The sequence below is a fragment of the Bacillus sp. JK62 genome, from assembly GCF_053663455.1.
Window position 1 is genome coordinate 621,367 of sequence record NZ_JBSJQA010000006.1, and the last position, 15,590, is coordinate 636,956.

A 15,590-nucleotide genomic window follows, 5' to 3' on the forward strand; every position below is an offset into this window, starting at 1 on the left:
TATAACCCTTCCAAGCCTCTCTGGACTTTCTTTAAAAGGTTTACATATGATTTTGTTTTTCTGATGCAATCGCGTCTTCTTCATTTGCATGCGGCAGGATAAGGTTCAGGATGACTCCGACGATTGCCGCAAGCGCCATGCCGGATATTTGGAACCCGCCTTTTGATACTTGAATAAAAGCCCCTCCGACGCCGATCACGAGGATGACGGATGTGATAATTAAATTCCGCTTGTTTTCATAATCAATGTTGTTGTCAATCAGCATTCTTAAGCCGCTGGAGGCGATAATTCCGAAGAGCAGGAAGGAAACGCCTCCCATAACCGCGGACGGAACAGAGCTGATCAGCGCTGAAACTTTGCCGATAAATCCGAAGCACAGCGCAATCACTCCCGCGCCGCCGATGACAAAGACGCTGAAAACTCTCGTAATTGCCAGGACACCGATGTTTTCGCCGTATGTTGTCGTCGGCGGGCCGCCGATTAACGAAGCGATGATCGTCGCTACGCTGTCCCCCATTATGGAGCGGTGCAGTCCCGGCTTTTTAATGAAATCCTGTCCGACAACTTTACTCAGCACCATTTGGTGGCCGATATGTTCTGACATCGTCACGAAAGCGACCGGCACCATCGCAGCGGCAATGCCCAATGTCACTGACGGCGTGTAGTCTTTGAAAGGGATGATAAATTCAGGAACGGCGAACCATTTTGCATCAATGACCGGCTGAAAATTGACGATGCCCTGTGTCAGCGCAAACAGATATCCGCCTATAATGCCGATCAATACCGGAATCAAGCTTAAAAATCCCCGTAAAAAGATGGCGCAGATAATGGTGATGGCCAAAGTGACGCCGGCTACACTGAAATGTTTCAGGCTGTAGACGAGTTCCTTCGCATTCGGATCAGCATACATTGCCATATTGACGGCTGTGCTTGCCAGTCCGAGGCCGATGACGATGATGACCGGCCCGACGACCACGGGGGGCAGCAGCTTCATCAGCCACCCCGTTCCAAGCTGCCTGATGAGCAGTGCGATCAGGCCGTACACAATCCCCGCCAGGAAAGCGCCGACCATGGCAGCCCCCGGCCCTCCCGTCGCCTTCACCAAGATAATCGGTGATATAAAGGCGAATGATGAGCCGAGATAAGCGGGAATCTGGCCTTTTGTCACCAAGAGATAGGCGAGTGTCCCGATTCCGCTCGTGACAAGCGCCACTGCCGGGCTCATTCCGACCAGTTTCGGCACGAGTATGGTTGAACCGAACATGGCGAATAAATGCTGCAGGCTGAATGACAGCCAGGACAATGGATTGGGGACGTCCCTGACTCCCAGGTTTACTTTTTTCTTACTCATGGCGTTTTCCTCCCGGTTGACTTTCAAATGGTATAAAAAAACCTCTTTGCTTTTTGCGCAAAGAGGCATACAAAGCCCGGCCGCGTCGATCCGCCCGGCTTTGTGTTTTAAAATCCTCTTTGCAAACTCTCTGGAATGCATTTAAAAAGGGTGATTATTCATTTTCGTAAATGGCGACCATATCAGTCTGATCAACTTCGCTCAGCTGAACCATCACTTTTTCAGCTTTTGAGGTCGGAATGTTTTTCCCGATATAGTCCGCTCTGATCGGCAGCTCCCGGTGTCCTCTGTCGACAAGCACGGCAAGCTGTATCGATGACGGCCGCCCGACATCAACGAGAGCATCCATCGCAGCTCTCACCGTCCGGCCGGTATAAAGCACATCATCAACCACAATGACCTTTTGGTCTGTGATATCGGCCGGAATGTCCGCGCCTTTTACAAGCGGCTCTTCATTGCTCGTTTTTTTTGTGAGATCGTCACGGTAAAGGGTGATATCGATTTCCCCGACGGTGACCGGATTTCCTTCAATCTGTTCGATCCGCTCGGCCAGCCGCTTCGCTAAATAAATACCTCTTGTTTTAATCCCTACAAGAATGCAGTCATTCATTCCTTTATTCCGTTCGATCATTTCATGGGCTATCCTTGTCAGCGCCCGCCTGATCGCCTGTTCGTCGAGAATAACAGCTTTTTGATTCACTCGTGACACCTCTCCATTCGTATATAAGAAGAAAAAACCCCTCCTGCCAGAGCATAGAGGGGTTCCTTTCCAGGACGAAGACACACATGTATCTTTTCTGTCCTATCCGTTATCCTTCTCAGCCTCTCTGGACTGTGTTAAAGAATCTATTCAGCTTGTTTTTATTATTCCAGAAAAGAAACTCGCTGTCAATGGCTATTTCTCAAATGTTCAATGAGTTTTTTCATATCTTCAGGAAGGGGCGCTTCAAACTCCATGTATTCGCCCGTCCGCGGATGGTCAAAACCTAATATTCCGGCATGAAGCGCCTGACCGTTGAAATCAATGGTTTTTCTCGGTCCGTACTTCGGGTCGCCTGCCAAAGGAAATCCGATATATTTCATATGAACACGGATCTGATGCGTTCTTCCGGTTTCAAGACGGCACTCTACGAGCGTGAAGTCTTGAAACCGCTCAAGCACGTGGAAATGCGTGACGGCGTTTTTGCTGCTTTCTCTTGTTACGGTCATGCTTTGACGGTCTTTCTTATCTCTCCCGATCGGAGCGTCAATCGTTCCGTCATCATGTGAAATCAACCCGTGGACAACCGCTGTGTACTTTCTCGTCACGGTTTTATTGACGAGCTGATTAACGAGTGATTCATGCGCCATATCATTTTTGGCGACCATTAACAGGCCGGAGGTATCTTTATCAATCCGGTGGACGATTCCCGGGCGCATGACGCCGTTAATGCCTGAAAGATCGTTGCAGTGAGCCATCAGTCCGTTTACGAGCGTCCCTGTCACATGGCCGGGCGCCGGGTGTACGACCATGCCCCGCGGTTTGTTCACAACCAAGACATCCTGGTCTTCATAGTAAATGTCCAAATCCATCGGCTCTGCAAGCACGTCCAATTCTTCCGGTTCAGGAATAGTGACGTTTACCTGATCGCCGGGCTGCATTTTATAATTCGCTTTTACGGATTTGCCGTTAACGGATACCAGTCCCTCTTTTACCCATTGCTGCACTTGAGTGCGTGACCAGTTTTCTCCCGTTGAAGCCAAAAATTTATCAATCCGTTCGCTCTTTTGTTCAGGCTGAACGGTTATCTCAAATTGATTCATGTTATTGCTCCTTCTTTTTCCCGCTGTCAAACAGCATATGAATAAATAAAAGTATTACACCGACGCACAGTGAGGAGTCCGCGATATTAAAAATCGGATAGTGATAATCCACGATGATGACATGAATAAAATCCACCACTTCCTGGCGCGCCGCCCGGTCAATAAAGTTTCCGGCCGCACCTCCCAGCATTAAGCCGAGAGAAATTCCGAGTAACATCTGCCCTTTTGCATAACGCTGTATGTAATAAACGATTCCGATAATCACGGCGATGGTAATGACGTAGAAAAACCACATTTGGCCGGCTAAAATCCCCCACGCCGCTCCCGTGTTGCGATGAGATGTGATATAAAGCACCTGGTCGATGACAGGTATGCTTTGTCCCAATTCCATATGGCTGACGACAAGCCATTTGGTCAATTGGTCGGCAATAATAATAAAAAGAGCGATAAGATAATAAAGCACACACGTTCCTCCAGTATACAGTTACTTTTATCCTTTATGAATTTTATCAGTAAAAGATGCCAGAGTAAAGGCAGATCATAAGCGTATGCAAACAGACGCTGTCACTCATACAGCGCCTGATCATATGCATAATCTCCGGGTACCCAGTATGGAAGGGTTTTCTTTTCAAATTGAGCGGGATAATAAAAATCATCAGCGGTTCTGGCCGTCGGCAGCACCGCAAGTTTTTCAATCGGAATGGGGGCGCCTGTTTTTTCACAATAACCGTACGTATTGTTTTCAAACTTAGACAGGGCAAGAAGAACATCCTGAAGTTCTTCTTTTATATGATAGATCAGAGTTGCTTCTTGGTCGTTCATTGAAGGTTCAACAGATGCTGACATTTGAAAGCAAGAATATTCGAATAATCTTGATTGAAGTTCTTCTTTCATCATGAGAAGCTCCGTGTGGATTGCGGTCAGTTGATCATTCATTCATCACAACTCCTGCTCTTGATGTTATAGCTTTATTGTTGCCCTCAGAGCGCCATTTGAAGCCCATAAGAATTTTCCTGCCGTTCTAATCGATGACATTGCTGGCATGTAAAAAAGCGCCCGGCTGACACCGGGCGCTTTCTCATTTATTATTTTTGATAATATTTTTCAACGATTTCCGCATTGCGCAGTGATAATGTCGGATATTTCGGATTGGCTCCGACATCTTTAGAAATTACGCGGGAACGCTCACACATCTGGCCTTCCGCTTTTTCTACGGTCATTTTTCCTGTTGTGAAGCTTTGCGCGTTTTCCGGCGCTTCACTTTCGTCTTTTACTGTCAGTTCTGAGACGATAAACAGCTGCGCGATGTTTTCTTTAATGGATGACAAGAGGTCGCGGTTTTCTTTGTTCGGATACAAAGTCAGGCTCGCTTCCAATGATCTTCCGATAATTTTTTCGTTACGGGCTGTTTCCAAAGCTTTCAGCACGTCGTTTCGAAGCTCCATGAAGCGGTCGAATTTTTCTTCTGTCGCTTGACTGTCCGGAACAGCAATGGTTTCCGGCATATCTGTCAGCTGCACGCTCGCTTCTTCAACAAATGATAAGTGAGACCACATTTCATCCGCCGTGTGCGGGAGAATCGGCGCCGTCAGCTTCACTAACGCCAGCAGCGTTTCATAAAAGACGGTCTGCATGCTGCGGCGGTCCGGATGATCCGCATGCTCGATGTACACAACATCTTTTGCAAAATCAAGATAGAATGAGCTGAGCTCGATCGTACAGAAATTGTGAATGCTGTGATAAACAACCGCAAATTCGTATTCATCGTACGCTTTTTTCACCTTATCGATCAGCTTATTCAGCTTGATCAGCATATATTGATCCACTTCGCGGAGATCTTTTACATCCACGGCATTGACGCTTGGATCAAAATCGAACAGGTTGCCGTGAAGGAAGCGGAACGTGTTGCGGACTTTCCGGTATACTTCCGCGACCTGCTTCAGGATATCTTCAGAAACCGGGTGATCGGCCTGATAGTTTACGGAAGATACCCATAAACGCAGAATTTCAGCTCCAAGCTGTTTTGCGATTTTTGTCGGGTCAATCGTATTGCCGAGTGATTTACTCATTTTACGGCCGTTTGCATCAAGTGTAAATCCGTGGCTTAATACGCCTTTATACGGCGCTTTGCCGGTGACTGCAACAGCAGTGGAAAGAGATGAGTTAAACCAGCCGCGGTATTGGTCAGAGCCTTCAAGGTATAAATCAGCCGGACGGACAAGATCATCACGTTCTTCAAGAACGGCCTGATGGGAAGAACCCGAATCAAACCATACATCCATAATGTCTTGCTCTTTCGTGAAGATTCCGTTCGGGCTTCCCGGATGTGTAAATCCTTCCGGCAGGAGGTCTTTTGCCTCTCTTTCGAACCAGACGTTTGAGCCGTGCTGTTTGAACAGCTCAGACACGTGTTCAATCGTTTCGTCAGTGATGATCGGCTCACCGTTTTCTGCATAAAATACCGGGATCGGAACCCCCCACACGCGCTGCCTTGAGATACACCAGTCACCGCGGTCGCGAACCATGTTGTAAAGGCGCTGTTCGCCCCACTCCGGCACCCACTTCGTTTGTTTGATGGCATCAAGCAGATCGGATCTGAAATCTTTAATTGACGCAAACCATTGCGCTGTCGCTCTGAAGATGGTCGGTTTTTTCGTTCTCCAGTCATGCGGATAGGAGTGTGTAATAAACTCGAGTTTCAAGAGCGCGCCGTTTTCTTCAAGCTTCTCCGTGATCGGTTTATTGGCTTTATCGTAAAACATTCCTTCAAAGCCCGGCGCTTCGTCGGTCATGTTTCCTTTTTCATCAACAGGGCACAGTACTTCTAAGCCGTACTTTTGGCCGACGATAAAGTCATCTTCCCCGTGGCCCGGGGCAGTATGAACACAGCCTGTTCCGGCATCGGTTGTGACGTGGTCACCGAGCATGACGAGTGAATCTCTGCCGTACAGCGGATGTTCTGCAGTGATGTATTCTAATTCTCTGCCTTTATATGATGCGACAACTTCAGGATTTTCAAAGCCGCATGCCTCCGCTACATTTTCGATCAGTTCAGCCGCCACTACATAACGCTTGTCTCCAACCTTGATGACATTGTATTCAAGATCAGGATGAACGGAAATTCCGAGGTTGGCAGGCATCGTCCACGGCGTCGTCGTCCAGATGATGAAGCTTTCTCCGTTTTCCAGAACGCCTTTACCGTCTTTCACCTTAAACGCAACATAAATAGACGCGGAACGTTTGTCCTGATATTCAATTTCCGCTTCTGCTAAGGCAGATTCACTTGAAGGCGACCAGTTGACCGGCTTCAGACCTTTATAAATATAGCCTCTTTTCGCCATCTCGCCGAAAACGCGGATCTGCTGCGCTTCAAATTCAGGCTGAAGCGTAACATACGGGTTTTCCCAATCGCCTCTGACGCCGAGACGCTTGAATTGTTCGCGCTGTCTTTCGATCTGCTGCCATGCATAATCTTCGCAAAGCTTGCGGAAATCAGCGACGGACATTTCTTTCCGGTTTACTTTTTTGTTTTTCGTCAGCGCCGTTTCAATCGGCAGTCCGTGCGTATCCCAGCCCGGCACGTACGGTGCGTTGTAGCCGCTCATTGATTTATAGCGGACGATGAAGTCTTTCAGGATTTTGTTCAGGGCATGGCCCATGTGGATGTCTCCGTTTGCATAAGGAGGTCCGTCATGCAGCACGAATTTCGGGCGGTCTTTCGTCCGTTCTTGAACAAGACGGTAAATATCCTGCTCCTCCCAGTCTTTTTGCATGTCCGGCTCACGATTCGGCAGATTTCCCCGCATCGGAAAATCTGTTTTCGGCATTAACAGCGTATCTTTGTAATCCATTTTCATTCCTCCACAACATTTTTCAGAAAATAAAAAAAGCCCTCTCATCCCATAAGGGACGAGAAAGCTTATCTCGCGGTACCACCCTTTTAGAAAAAACGGATCATCCGCCTTTTCCTCTCGAACATCGTAACGTGATGGAACGTCCTTTCCTACTCTCGGTTCAGAAAGGAAACTAAAGGGCTGATCTGCATGATTCCGGCCATCCCGGGCTTACACCTTCCCCGGTTCGCTTTATAGCCTGTTTTGAGTCATGCCGGTCCCTTTCAATCGTCTTTTCATCTGAATTTATGAACGTATTATATTCGAACGGGCCGGAGAATGTCAAGAAAATCTGAAAATTATTCTTTTTCCTCAAATACCGCGTCGACTTCGTATTCCAGCAGATGATCCCAATCATCGTTCTTCAGCAGGTCGAGCTGCGCTTCAATCAGCATTTGGAAACGTGTTCTGAAGACTTTAGACTGTTTTTTCAGCTCTTCAATTTCCATTGCGATTTTTCTTGATTTGGAAAGCGACTCATTGATGATGCGATCGGCATTTTTTTCTGCTTCACGGACGATCAGCTTCGCTTCTTTCTGCGAGTTGCGCTTTACGTCTTCTGCGGCTTCCTGGGCTACGAGAATTGATTTATTCAGCGTTTCTTCGATATTGGCAAAGTGGCCGATTTTTTCGTCCAGCTCGTTCACTTTCGCCTCAAGCTCCGTTTTTTTACGGAGTGCGATTTCGTAATCTTTTCTGACCTGCATTAAAAATTCATTTACTTCATCTTCATCATATCCGCGAAAACCTTTTGTAAACGTTTTGTTATGGATATCATTCGGCGTTAATGGCATATTGCCACCTCCATTTTTACATTTCAGTACGGTTATCTAGTTCACATTATAAAACAAATACGGCACAGATGGAGAAAAAAACTGAAAAAACGACTCATTTTTGCCGTTCAAATGTAACTTTCCATTTGTCTTTTTTCGTTTTTCCGTCAACTTTTGCCAAACTGCATCGTCCGAAGCCGCGAATCGAGAGCATGTCCCCTTCAGCAACCTGATAAGACGGATCTTCAATAGCTTTCCAATTCACCTTAACGAGCCCGTTTTTCACAAGCGCCTGCGCTTTCTGCCGGGATTGCCTGCTCATTGAAGCGCAGACGGCGTCGAGACGCAATGAAGAAACCGTGTCATCCCTTATTTCGACATCTGAAGCGGGAATGTGAAGAGCGGAAAGCTCGATTTTCTCAAGCTTTACCGGCGCTTTGCCCGCCTTGGTCAGCTGAGTGCTGACAAAATCGGCGATTTCACCGGAGACGATGAGCTGCACGGCTTCCTCTGAGAAAATCAGATCGCCGTATTTCTGCCGCTTTAAGCCGATCCCCATTAATGATCCGAGAAGAGAGCGGTGGTCAATGCTGACGAATTTTTCAGCGTATTGGACGTCAAAAGCCCGGAGCTCAAAATCATCCTGTTCAGGTTCCATATATTCAGGGTATAAAATCGCGCGTTTGCGCTCAGCTCTGTCATATCCTCCGAAAAACGCAAGACCGCAGGCGTCGCCGATAACGGCTTTTACAATCACCTGTTCCCTGGGATCTAAGAAATCAGTCAGCTTCATCCGATACTGGTCCAGGACAATCTGTTTCCATTCAAGCACCTGATCAATAAAAGGCCGCTCGTCTTGTCTGAAGTGCTGGTAAATATCGCTCATGTTCTTTCCTTTCTATGTAAAGAGGCTTGGCTGGTGCCAAGCCCGTATCAAACTGTCGCATTCAAGTATACATTGCGATCATGCGGTATAGGCCCCAAAGCCCCGTCGTGGCAAACCGAAGCACGATAATCGCTACAATTGGGGATATATCCAGCATGGCAATGGGCGGAATGATCCTTCTGAACGGCTCTAAATACGGTTCGCAAATCGCTGCGAGAAATCGTCCGACCGCCGTTTCTCTCGTACTCGGCACCCATGACATAAAGATATAGATGATCAGGGCAAACGAGTAGATGTAAATTAAATAACTCAGAACGGAAAAAATTTGATAAAGAATCATCCTGCTTTACCACCTCTGATGTTCGTCTTCATTTATAAGCTCCGAAATCGTGCCGGAAACGTCGACATTATCAGGCGTGCACAGAAAAATATCTGAACCGATTCTCTGAATGTCGCCGCCGATGGCGTAGACGGTACCGCTTAAAAAGTCGACGATTCTTTTCGCCTGATCATGCTGGATGCGCTGCAGATTGACGACAACCGCCCGCCTGTTCTTTAAATGATCGGCGATTTCCTGCGCTTCCGCATATACCCGCGGTTCACTCAACACCACTTTAGAGGATTTCTGAACACTTTGCAAGCTTACTACGTTCTGCTTGCCCTGCGGCTTCTGAGCGTAAGCAGGCTGTTTATCTTTCTGCTGTTCATGCTCTTCCTGATGATCCTGCTCTGTTTCAATGTATTCGTACTCATACTCCTCCTCATCCATTGAGAAAAAGTTTTTCAGTTTATTTTTCATGCTCATTTGTTTACACCCCCCGGTTCATTTCCGACTAATGAAGAGCCGATTCTGATAAAAGTTGCGCCCTCTTCAACAGCGATTTCATAATCATTTGACATGCCCATTGACAGTTCCCGGCACGGTGCGTTTGTCTGATTCAGTTTTTGCACCTGATCCCTCAGATCACGCAATTGCCGGAAGCAGGCTCTGATCGTTTCTGTATCGTCTGTCAGGGGAGCCATCGTCATCAGGCCCTCTACAGAAATGTTTCTAAACTCAGCAAGCTCTCTGATAAAGGGGATGACCTCCTCTGTTTTCAAACCGTGCTTAGACGGTTCAAGCGAAGTATTCACCTGCACAAAACAGCGAACCGCATGCTGCGCCCGTTTTTCAATCTCTTTTGCCAATGACAGTCTGTCTAAGGAATGAATATAAGATACACGGTCAACGACGGCCTTCACCTTTCTGGACTGAAGACTGCCGATAAAGTGCCACTCCGGGCTTCCTTTGACGACTTCCTGCTTATGGATAAGCTCGGCATCCCGGTTTTCTCCCAGACTTGTAATACCGGCATCAACGGCCTCTTGAGCCCTTTCAGCTGATACGTATTTTGTAACCGCGATGACGGTTACATCTTCGGGGCTTCGGCCCGATCTGTTACATGCTTCGTTTATTCTTTCGTTTATATGTCGTAATTGATCAGCAACACGCAAGATCTTATGCCTCCTTCATTCCGATAAAGGACATCATGCGTCCCGTTTTCCCTTTGTCGCGGCGGTGTGAAAAGAATAGTTCATGCTCTCGTTCGGTGCATAGACCGCTGACTGAAATGTTTTCTTCCGGAATGCCGCAATGTATCAGAAGAAGACGGTTGACCTCTTTTAAATCAAGCTGATACTGGCCTTTTTCCGTTTCGCATATGGCGGATTCAGCCGTAAAGGGCAGCGCCCGCACTTCATTGATGACGCGGTCGTCGACTGTATAGCTTCCCGCGCTGATGGACGGACCGATGACAGCCTGAATATCTGTTAAACGGGAGCCTTCTTCGTTTACCCAGCGTTCCGTCATGATGCGTCCGATTTGTTTGACCGTCCCCTTCCATCCGGCATGGGCAGCGCCGATAATGGATTTCACCGGGTCATAAAAATACAAGGGCACACAGTCCGCAAAACAAAGGGCCAAAAAAAGATTCGCATCTTTCGTGTAGAGCCCGTCCGTCCCGCGGAATGCGGAAGAATAGTCTCTCGCTCCTTTTCCTTTATCCCCGGCTGTCACGCGCCGGACGCGGTTTTCATGTGTCTGGTCGGCGAACACCCAGGAATCCAGATCAGTACCGCATAAGGACGCTATGACTTCACGGTTTGTCACAACATCATGAGCTTCGTCCCGGACGTGCAATCCGGTATTTAATGACTCATACGGAGGATTGCTGACACCGCCGTTTTTCGTTGTGAATCCGGCGATGACCTTTGTGTTAAGCTGATTCACACAGTTCCAGTCTTCTATCATGAGTGCCGAGGGGGTGGTAAGACTAAACGGGTGATATGTATTCATGGAGATCCAACCTTTCGACAAACATTAAAAAAGCGTAATTTCCCACTCATTTTAACACAATTTTAAGCATACGTTTAGCGGCTGATTGAAAAATGAGATAAATAAATGTGCCGGAAACATTGAGATTTCCGGCTTTTTACAAGTAAAGGGAGGATTACGCTCCCCCCTTTGGTTCATTTACACGCACTAAGATGACATCTTCCCCAATTTTAACTATATTTCGCCAAGGAATGATCATTTCCTCTTCTTTTCCGAAAAAACCGAGAACTTTTCCGCTGCCGCCTAAAATAATCGCCTGAATTTTTCCCGTTGTCACGTTAATATCAATATCCCCGATGCTTCCGAGTTTTTTTCCGTTCGATACGTTTACCACATCTTTTATTTGAAATTCAGATATGCTGATCATCCGTATCACGCCCTTTGCCCGTTCTTTTTCCTATTATATGAACGGCCGGGCTGAACCTTGTCACATCGGGCAATCTTTTTTGCGGCTGCACCAGCCGAGAATAAATCTCAGCATGATTTTCGTATAGTCCATAAGCTCATCAACGGACACTTCCTCGTTTACGGAGTGGGCGTTTTTTAAATCGCCGGGGCCGTATATGACGCTCGGAATCCCGGCCTGATAAAGCCATCCTCCGTCTGTTACGGTTTGGGAAACATCAATGACGGGCTCCTGTTTTTTGACGGCAGAGTGTGATGCAGCCAAGACAGAAACTGCCGGATGATCCGGATCGATTTCCAGCGCCGGGAACACCTCTCCTCTGTCTTCAATCATCGAAGATCCGCCCCATTTGAACACCGGCCTGTTTTCTTTGAGCCACAGATCACTGTCAGCGACACGATTAATATAGTCTTCGATTTCTGCGGCTGCTTGTTCGTGCGTTTCGTTCGGATAAAAGTGGACGGTGATCCATAACCGGCATTCATCGGCGACAAACGCTGCGTGTCTTCCGCCTTCAATGACGGCGGGGTTGATCGTATTGGTGCCGGGCGCAATGCCGGGATAGCTTTTCGTTACCGCCCAGTGGCGCTCCAGCTCTCCCAAGGCAGTGATGATTTTCGCCATTTTTTCGATGGCGCTCGCTCCGAATGTGCCTCCGCCCGCATGAATCATATTGCGCCTCATGCCGTCATGAAATGTTTGTTTGCTTTTCAATTCTATCCAGCCGGTGATGACACCGCCCTGCCCTTGAATATGCAGGCTGCTCGTATCCGCGACAACCGCAAAATCCGCGTGATAGCCGCGTTTGCAGCATTCCAGCGTCCCCGCCTCGCCGACTTCTTCTCCGATTACAGACTGTACAATGAGGTCGCCCGGAAGCTTAATGCCGGCATCATGGATCAGCTTCAGAGAGAAAAGAACACACGCCAAACCCCCTTTCATATCAGCGGCGCCCCTTCCGATCAGCATGCCGTCTTTTACGAGCGGCTGAAACGGGTCAGAGTTCCAGTCTTCGCCCCCGGCTTCTGCCACATCAATGTGTCCGTTTAAAATCAGGCTTTGATGCCTGCTTGAATCTGTCCCTTTTAAAACACCGACTACATTCGGATCTTCCGGATACACATCCCACATATCGACCGAGCAGCCCGTTTCTTTTAAAAAGCCGGCCACCCACTTTTGGGCTTCTGTTGTATTTCTTGCAGGCGGAGCCGGTGTCGGAAAGGCGATCAACCTTTCAGCTATTTGTATTAAATCGCCCCGCCGTTTATCCGCCTGGTGTAACAGCATATCAATCTGATGCATTGGAAATCTCCCCTTTGGCTGTATCAAAAAACCCGTTTCATTAAAATGAAACGGGTAAAAAACGGATCTTCCTCCGCTTTTTTCACCGCTTCCCTCCGCCGGCATGATCCGGATCAGGTCCGTTAAGGGTTGAGACAACGTCTCTCTCAGCTGCATGTCAGCAGCACCCCCAGGGTGAATTGATGTTATTTGACGGATGATACCGCTTTTGCACGTGTTAAAAACGGGCGGCCATTGTTCCATAAGACATTGACAGGCGTATCGAAAAACGCTGTAAGCCGCTCGTCAGAAAGCATGTCCCTGATTTTCCCGGAGGCGAACACCTCGCCTTGTTTTAAAAGCAGCGCCTGATCAAATACCGGCAGAATTTCTTCAGCGTGATGGGTGACATAAAGGATGGACGGCGCATTTTCTTTTTCGGCGATCGACGTAATCGTGTCCAGCAGCTGCTCCCTTGCCATAAAATCAAGACCCGTCACGGGTTCGTCCAAAATCAGCAGTTTGGGATCAGCCATAAGCGCCCGCGCAATCAGCGCTCTTTGTCTTTCCCCTTGTGATAATGTTTCATACCGTCTGTCGGCGTAACTGATGGCGCCCAAATCCTTCAGAAGACCGATCGCTTTTTCCCTTACCTGCTCACTCGGAGTTTCGTACAGCCCGATTGAGGCGTACGCGCCGCTGAGGGCGATTTCAAAAGCGGAGTCCGCGGCATATAATTTGTGCTGAAGACCTGCCGAAACAAGGCCGATTTTCCTTCTGAGCCTGTCACCGAGCTCTGTTTTGCCGAACTGATGGCCGAGCACCTGCATCTCTCCTGAAGTGGGGAAGTAATAAGAGCATAACATATTCAGCAAAGCCGTTTTTCCGGCTCCGTTTAATCCGTACAGCACCCAATTTTCGTTTTTCTCGACGCGCCAGTTAATATCTTTCAAAATCCATTTCCCGTTTCTTTTTAATGACACACTGTCCAGCTGTAAAATCATTGCAGTTTCCCCCGTTTACTTTATTTAAATTTTCTAAAAACTTTTACACATTAGAATACATCACTTTTTTGCAAACGTAAACCATCGCATGAAAAAAGCCTTTAAACAAGGTTTAAAGGCTTTTTCCGTTATTGATGGATATTCTTATTCATTTGTTTAATGGCTGCCTTTTCAAGCCTTGAGACCTGAGCTTGGGATATCCCGATTTCTTCAGCGACCTCCATTTGGGTTTTCCCTTGGAAAAAGCGCTTTCGCAAAATCATTTTTTCCCGTTCGTTCAGTCTTCTCATGCCTTCTTTCAGAGCCAGCTCCTCAATCCATTGTGTATCCTTGTTGCGCTCATCGCTGATCTGGTCCATCACGTAGATCGGATCGCCGCCGTCATTATAAATCGGCTCAAACAGTGAAACCGGATCCTGAATGGCGTCAAGGGCAAACACAATTTCTTCATGGGGCACTTCAAGAACTTTGGCGATTTCCTCTGCTGTCGGCTCCCTGCTTGTCTCACTGATTAACCGCTCTCTTACTTGAAGCGCTTTATATGCGATATCGCGAAGCGACCTCGAGACGCGGATCGGATTGTTATCCCGCAAATATCTGCGGATTTCTCCGATGATCATCGGTACAGCGTATGTTGAAAACTTAACATTATGGCTTAGGTCAAAATTATCAATGGATTTCATTAGTCCGATGCAGCCGACCTGAAATAAGTCATCAACATACTCTCCTCTGTTGTTAAACCTCTGAATGACGCTTAAGACAAGGCGCAGATTGCCGTTTACAAGCTTTTCCCTCGCTGAATCATCGCCCTCATCCTGCAATTGCCTAAACAGCTTTCTCATCTCTTCATTCTTGAGCACCGGTAATTTGGAGGTATCCACCCCGCAAATTTCGACTTTATTTCTTGACACGTTTTTCCCTCCCACTAGGAGCTGCTGTACAACGTTAAGTATCTCCTCGGGTGGGAAAAATATGCACCGCCATTTTACAGAAATAAACATCCGGCGGCGGCAATCCTTGCAGCAGTAAGGGCTGTCAGATGGAAAAAATTTTACACCATTTTGTTAAACTCTTTTCTCAGTCTTTTGATAATCCGCTTTTCGAGCCGGGAGATATAAGATTGTGAAATCCCCATCATGTCGGCTACATCTTTTTGGGTTTTTTCTTCTTCTCCGACAAGCCCGAAACGCAGTTCCATAATCTGCTTTTCTCTTTCGTTTAATTGCTCAAGCGCTTTTTTCAAAAGTTTTTTATCCACATTGGCTTCAATGTCTTTCGTAATAATATCATCATCTGTGCCGAGCACATCCGAAAGCAGCAGTTCGTTTCCGTCCCAATCAATGTTCAGCGGTTCATCAAAGGACACCTCTGAACGGATTTTATTGTTTCGGCGCAAGTACATTAAAATTTCGTTTTCAATACATCGCGATGCGTAGGTGGCGAGTTTGATTTTCTTTTCCGGATTAAACGTGTTTACCGCTTTGATCAAACCGATGGTGCCGATGCTGATTAAGTCCTCGATATTGATGCCGGTGTTTTCGAATTTGCGGGCAATGTAAACGACAAGACGTAAGTTTCTCTCAATCAGGATGGCCCGCGCCGCCTGATCCCCGCTCGGCAGCTTTAATAAGAGCACCTGCTCCTCTTCTTTAGACAAAGGCGGCGGCAGCGCCTCGCTTCCTCCTATGTAATACACTTCATCGCTTTTCAGTCCGAGTTTCATCAGCCATTTATACCACAAATATGTCAGACGCAGCTTAAGTTTTTTCATCTTCCTCCCCCTTCTAAATACAACGCGTTTTGAGTATGATGAATAACA

The 15,590-nt window shown here is 47.4% G+C and carries 17 protein-coding genes and 1 riboswitch; all 17 genes read right to left on the reverse strand.

Going from position 1 to position 15,590, the window contains the following annotated elements:
- Positions 1 to 40 precede the first annotated feature (40 nt).
- Positions 41 to 1,351 (reverse strand): uracil permease PyrP, encoded by a 1,311-nt coding sequence (pyrP, locus tag ACWJJ4_RS16355; RefSeq protein ID WP_007409727.1) that lies wholly within the window; start codon positions 1,349 to 1,351, stop codon positions 41 to 43.
- A 154-nt stretch (positions 1,352 to 1,505) separates the two neighbouring features.
- Positions 1,506 to 2,051 (reverse strand): bifunctional pyrimidine operon transcriptional regulator/uracil phosphoribosyltransferase, encoded by a 546-nt coding sequence (pyrR, locus tag ACWJJ4_RS16360; protein ID WP_003154392.1) that lies wholly within the window; start codon positions 2,049 to 2,051, stop codon positions 1,506 to 1,508.
- A gap of 188 nt (positions 2,052 to 2,239) precedes the next feature.
- Positions 2,240 to 3,154 carry an RluA family pseudouridine synthase gene (locus tag ACWJJ4_RS16365; RefSeq protein WP_003154395.1) on the reverse strand — a complete coding sequence of 305 codons (915 nt, stop codon included), beginning with the start codon at positions 3,152 to 3,154 and terminating at the stop codon, positions 2,240 to 2,242.
- 1 nt (position 3,155) lies between these two features.
- Positions 3,156 to 3,617 carry a signal peptidase II gene (gene lspA / locus ACWJJ4_RS16370; RefSeq protein ID WP_003154398.1) on the reverse strand — a complete coding sequence of 154 codons (462 nt, stop codon included), beginning with the start codon at positions 3,615 to 3,617 and terminating at the stop codon, positions 3,156 to 3,158.
- Between the two features lie 101 nt (positions 3,618 to 3,718).
- A complete protein-coding gene (locus ACWJJ4_RS16375; RefSeq protein ID WP_042635176.1) occupies positions 3,719 to 4,090 on the reverse strand; it encodes a TraR/DksA family transcriptional regulator in 372 nt (123 codons plus the stop codon).
- Between the two features lie 149 nt (positions 4,091 to 4,239).
- Positions 4,240 to 7,005, reverse strand: a complete 2,766-nt coding sequence (gene ileS, locus ACWJJ4_RS16380; protein ID WP_024085284.1) for an isoleucine--tRNA ligase — start codon at positions 7,003 to 7,005, stop codon at positions 4,240 to 4,242.
- A gap of 341 nt (positions 7,006 to 7,346) precedes the next feature.
- Positions 7,347 to 7,841, reverse strand: a complete 495-nt coding sequence (gene divIVA / locus ACWJJ4_RS16385; protein ID WP_003154406.1) for a septum site-determining protein DivIVA — start codon at positions 7,839 to 7,841, stop codon at positions 7,347 to 7,349.
- A gap of 94 nt (positions 7,842 to 7,935) precedes the next feature.
- On the reverse strand, positions 7,936 to 8,706 hold the full coding sequence (locus ACWJJ4_RS16390; protein ID WP_015388260.1) for a YlmH family RNA-binding protein: 771 nt from the start codon (positions 8,704 to 8,706) through the stop codon (positions 7,936 to 7,938).
- Positions 8,707 to 8,767: 61 nt separating this feature from the next.
- Complete coding sequence (locus tag ACWJJ4_RS16395) at positions 8,768 to 9,046, reverse strand: YggT family protein (protein ID WP_003154408.1); 279 nt, start codon at positions 9,044 to 9,046, stop codon at positions 8,768 to 8,770.
- Positions 9,047 to 9,052: 6 nt separating this feature from the next.
- Positions 9,053 to 9,511, reverse strand: a complete 459-nt coding sequence (gene sepF / locus ACWJJ4_RS16400; RefSeq protein WP_003154410.1) for a cell division protein SepF — start codon at positions 9,509 to 9,511, stop codon at positions 9,053 to 9,055.
- Positions 9,508 to 10,200 (reverse strand): YggS family pyridoxal phosphate-dependent enzyme, encoded by a 693-nt coding sequence (locus ACWJJ4_RS16405; protein WP_070081795.1) that lies wholly within the window; start codon positions 10,198 to 10,200, stop codon positions 9,508 to 9,510. Before ACWJJ4_RS16405 ends, sepF begins: the two co-directional genes overlap by 4 nt.
- Positions 10,201 to 10,204: 4 nt before the next feature.
- Positions 10,205 to 11,041: a peptidoglycan editing factor PgeF gene (pgeF, locus tag ACWJJ4_RS16410; RefSeq protein WP_032868803.1), complete on the reverse strand. Its 837-nt coding sequence runs from the start codon at positions 11,039 to 11,041 to the stop codon at positions 10,205 to 10,207.
- Between the two features lie 154 nt (positions 11,042 to 11,195).
- A complete protein-coding gene (locus tag ACWJJ4_RS16415; RefSeq protein ID WP_003154415.1) occupies positions 11,196 to 11,447 on the reverse strand; it encodes a YlmC/YmxH family sporulation protein in 252 nt (83 codons plus the stop codon).
- A 60-nt stretch (positions 11,448 to 11,507) separates the two neighbouring features.
- Positions 11,508 to 12,788 carry an acetylornithine deacetylase gene (locus ACWJJ4_RS16420; RefSeq protein WP_182068850.1) on the reverse strand — a complete coding sequence of 427 codons (1,281 nt, stop codon included), beginning with the start codon at positions 12,786 to 12,788 and terminating at the stop codon, positions 11,508 to 11,510.
- A gap of 73 nt (positions 12,789 to 12,861) precedes the next feature.
- A riboswitch (TPP riboswitch) is annotated at positions 12,862 to 12,969 on the reverse strand.
- Positions 12,970 to 12,973: 4 nt separating this feature from the next.
- A complete protein-coding gene (locus ACWJJ4_RS16425; protein ID WP_031378757.1) occupies positions 12,974 to 13,771 on the reverse strand; it encodes an ABC transporter ATP-binding protein in 798 nt (265 codons plus the stop codon).
- Between the two features lie 128 nt (positions 13,772 to 13,899).
- Complete coding sequence (sigG, locus tag ACWJJ4_RS16430; RefSeq protein ID WP_003154420.1) at positions 13,900 to 14,682, reverse strand: RNA polymerase sporulation sigma factor SigG; 783 nt, start codon at positions 14,680 to 14,682, stop codon at positions 13,900 to 13,902.
- Positions 14,683 to 14,822: 140 nt separating this feature from the next.
- Entirely contained in the window at positions 14,823 to 15,542 is a 720-nt protein-coding gene (sigE, locus tag ACWJJ4_RS16435) for an RNA polymerase sporulation sigma factor SigE (protein ID WP_007409714.1), read from the reverse strand.
- Between the last annotated feature and the right edge of the window lie 48 nt (positions 15,543 to 15,590).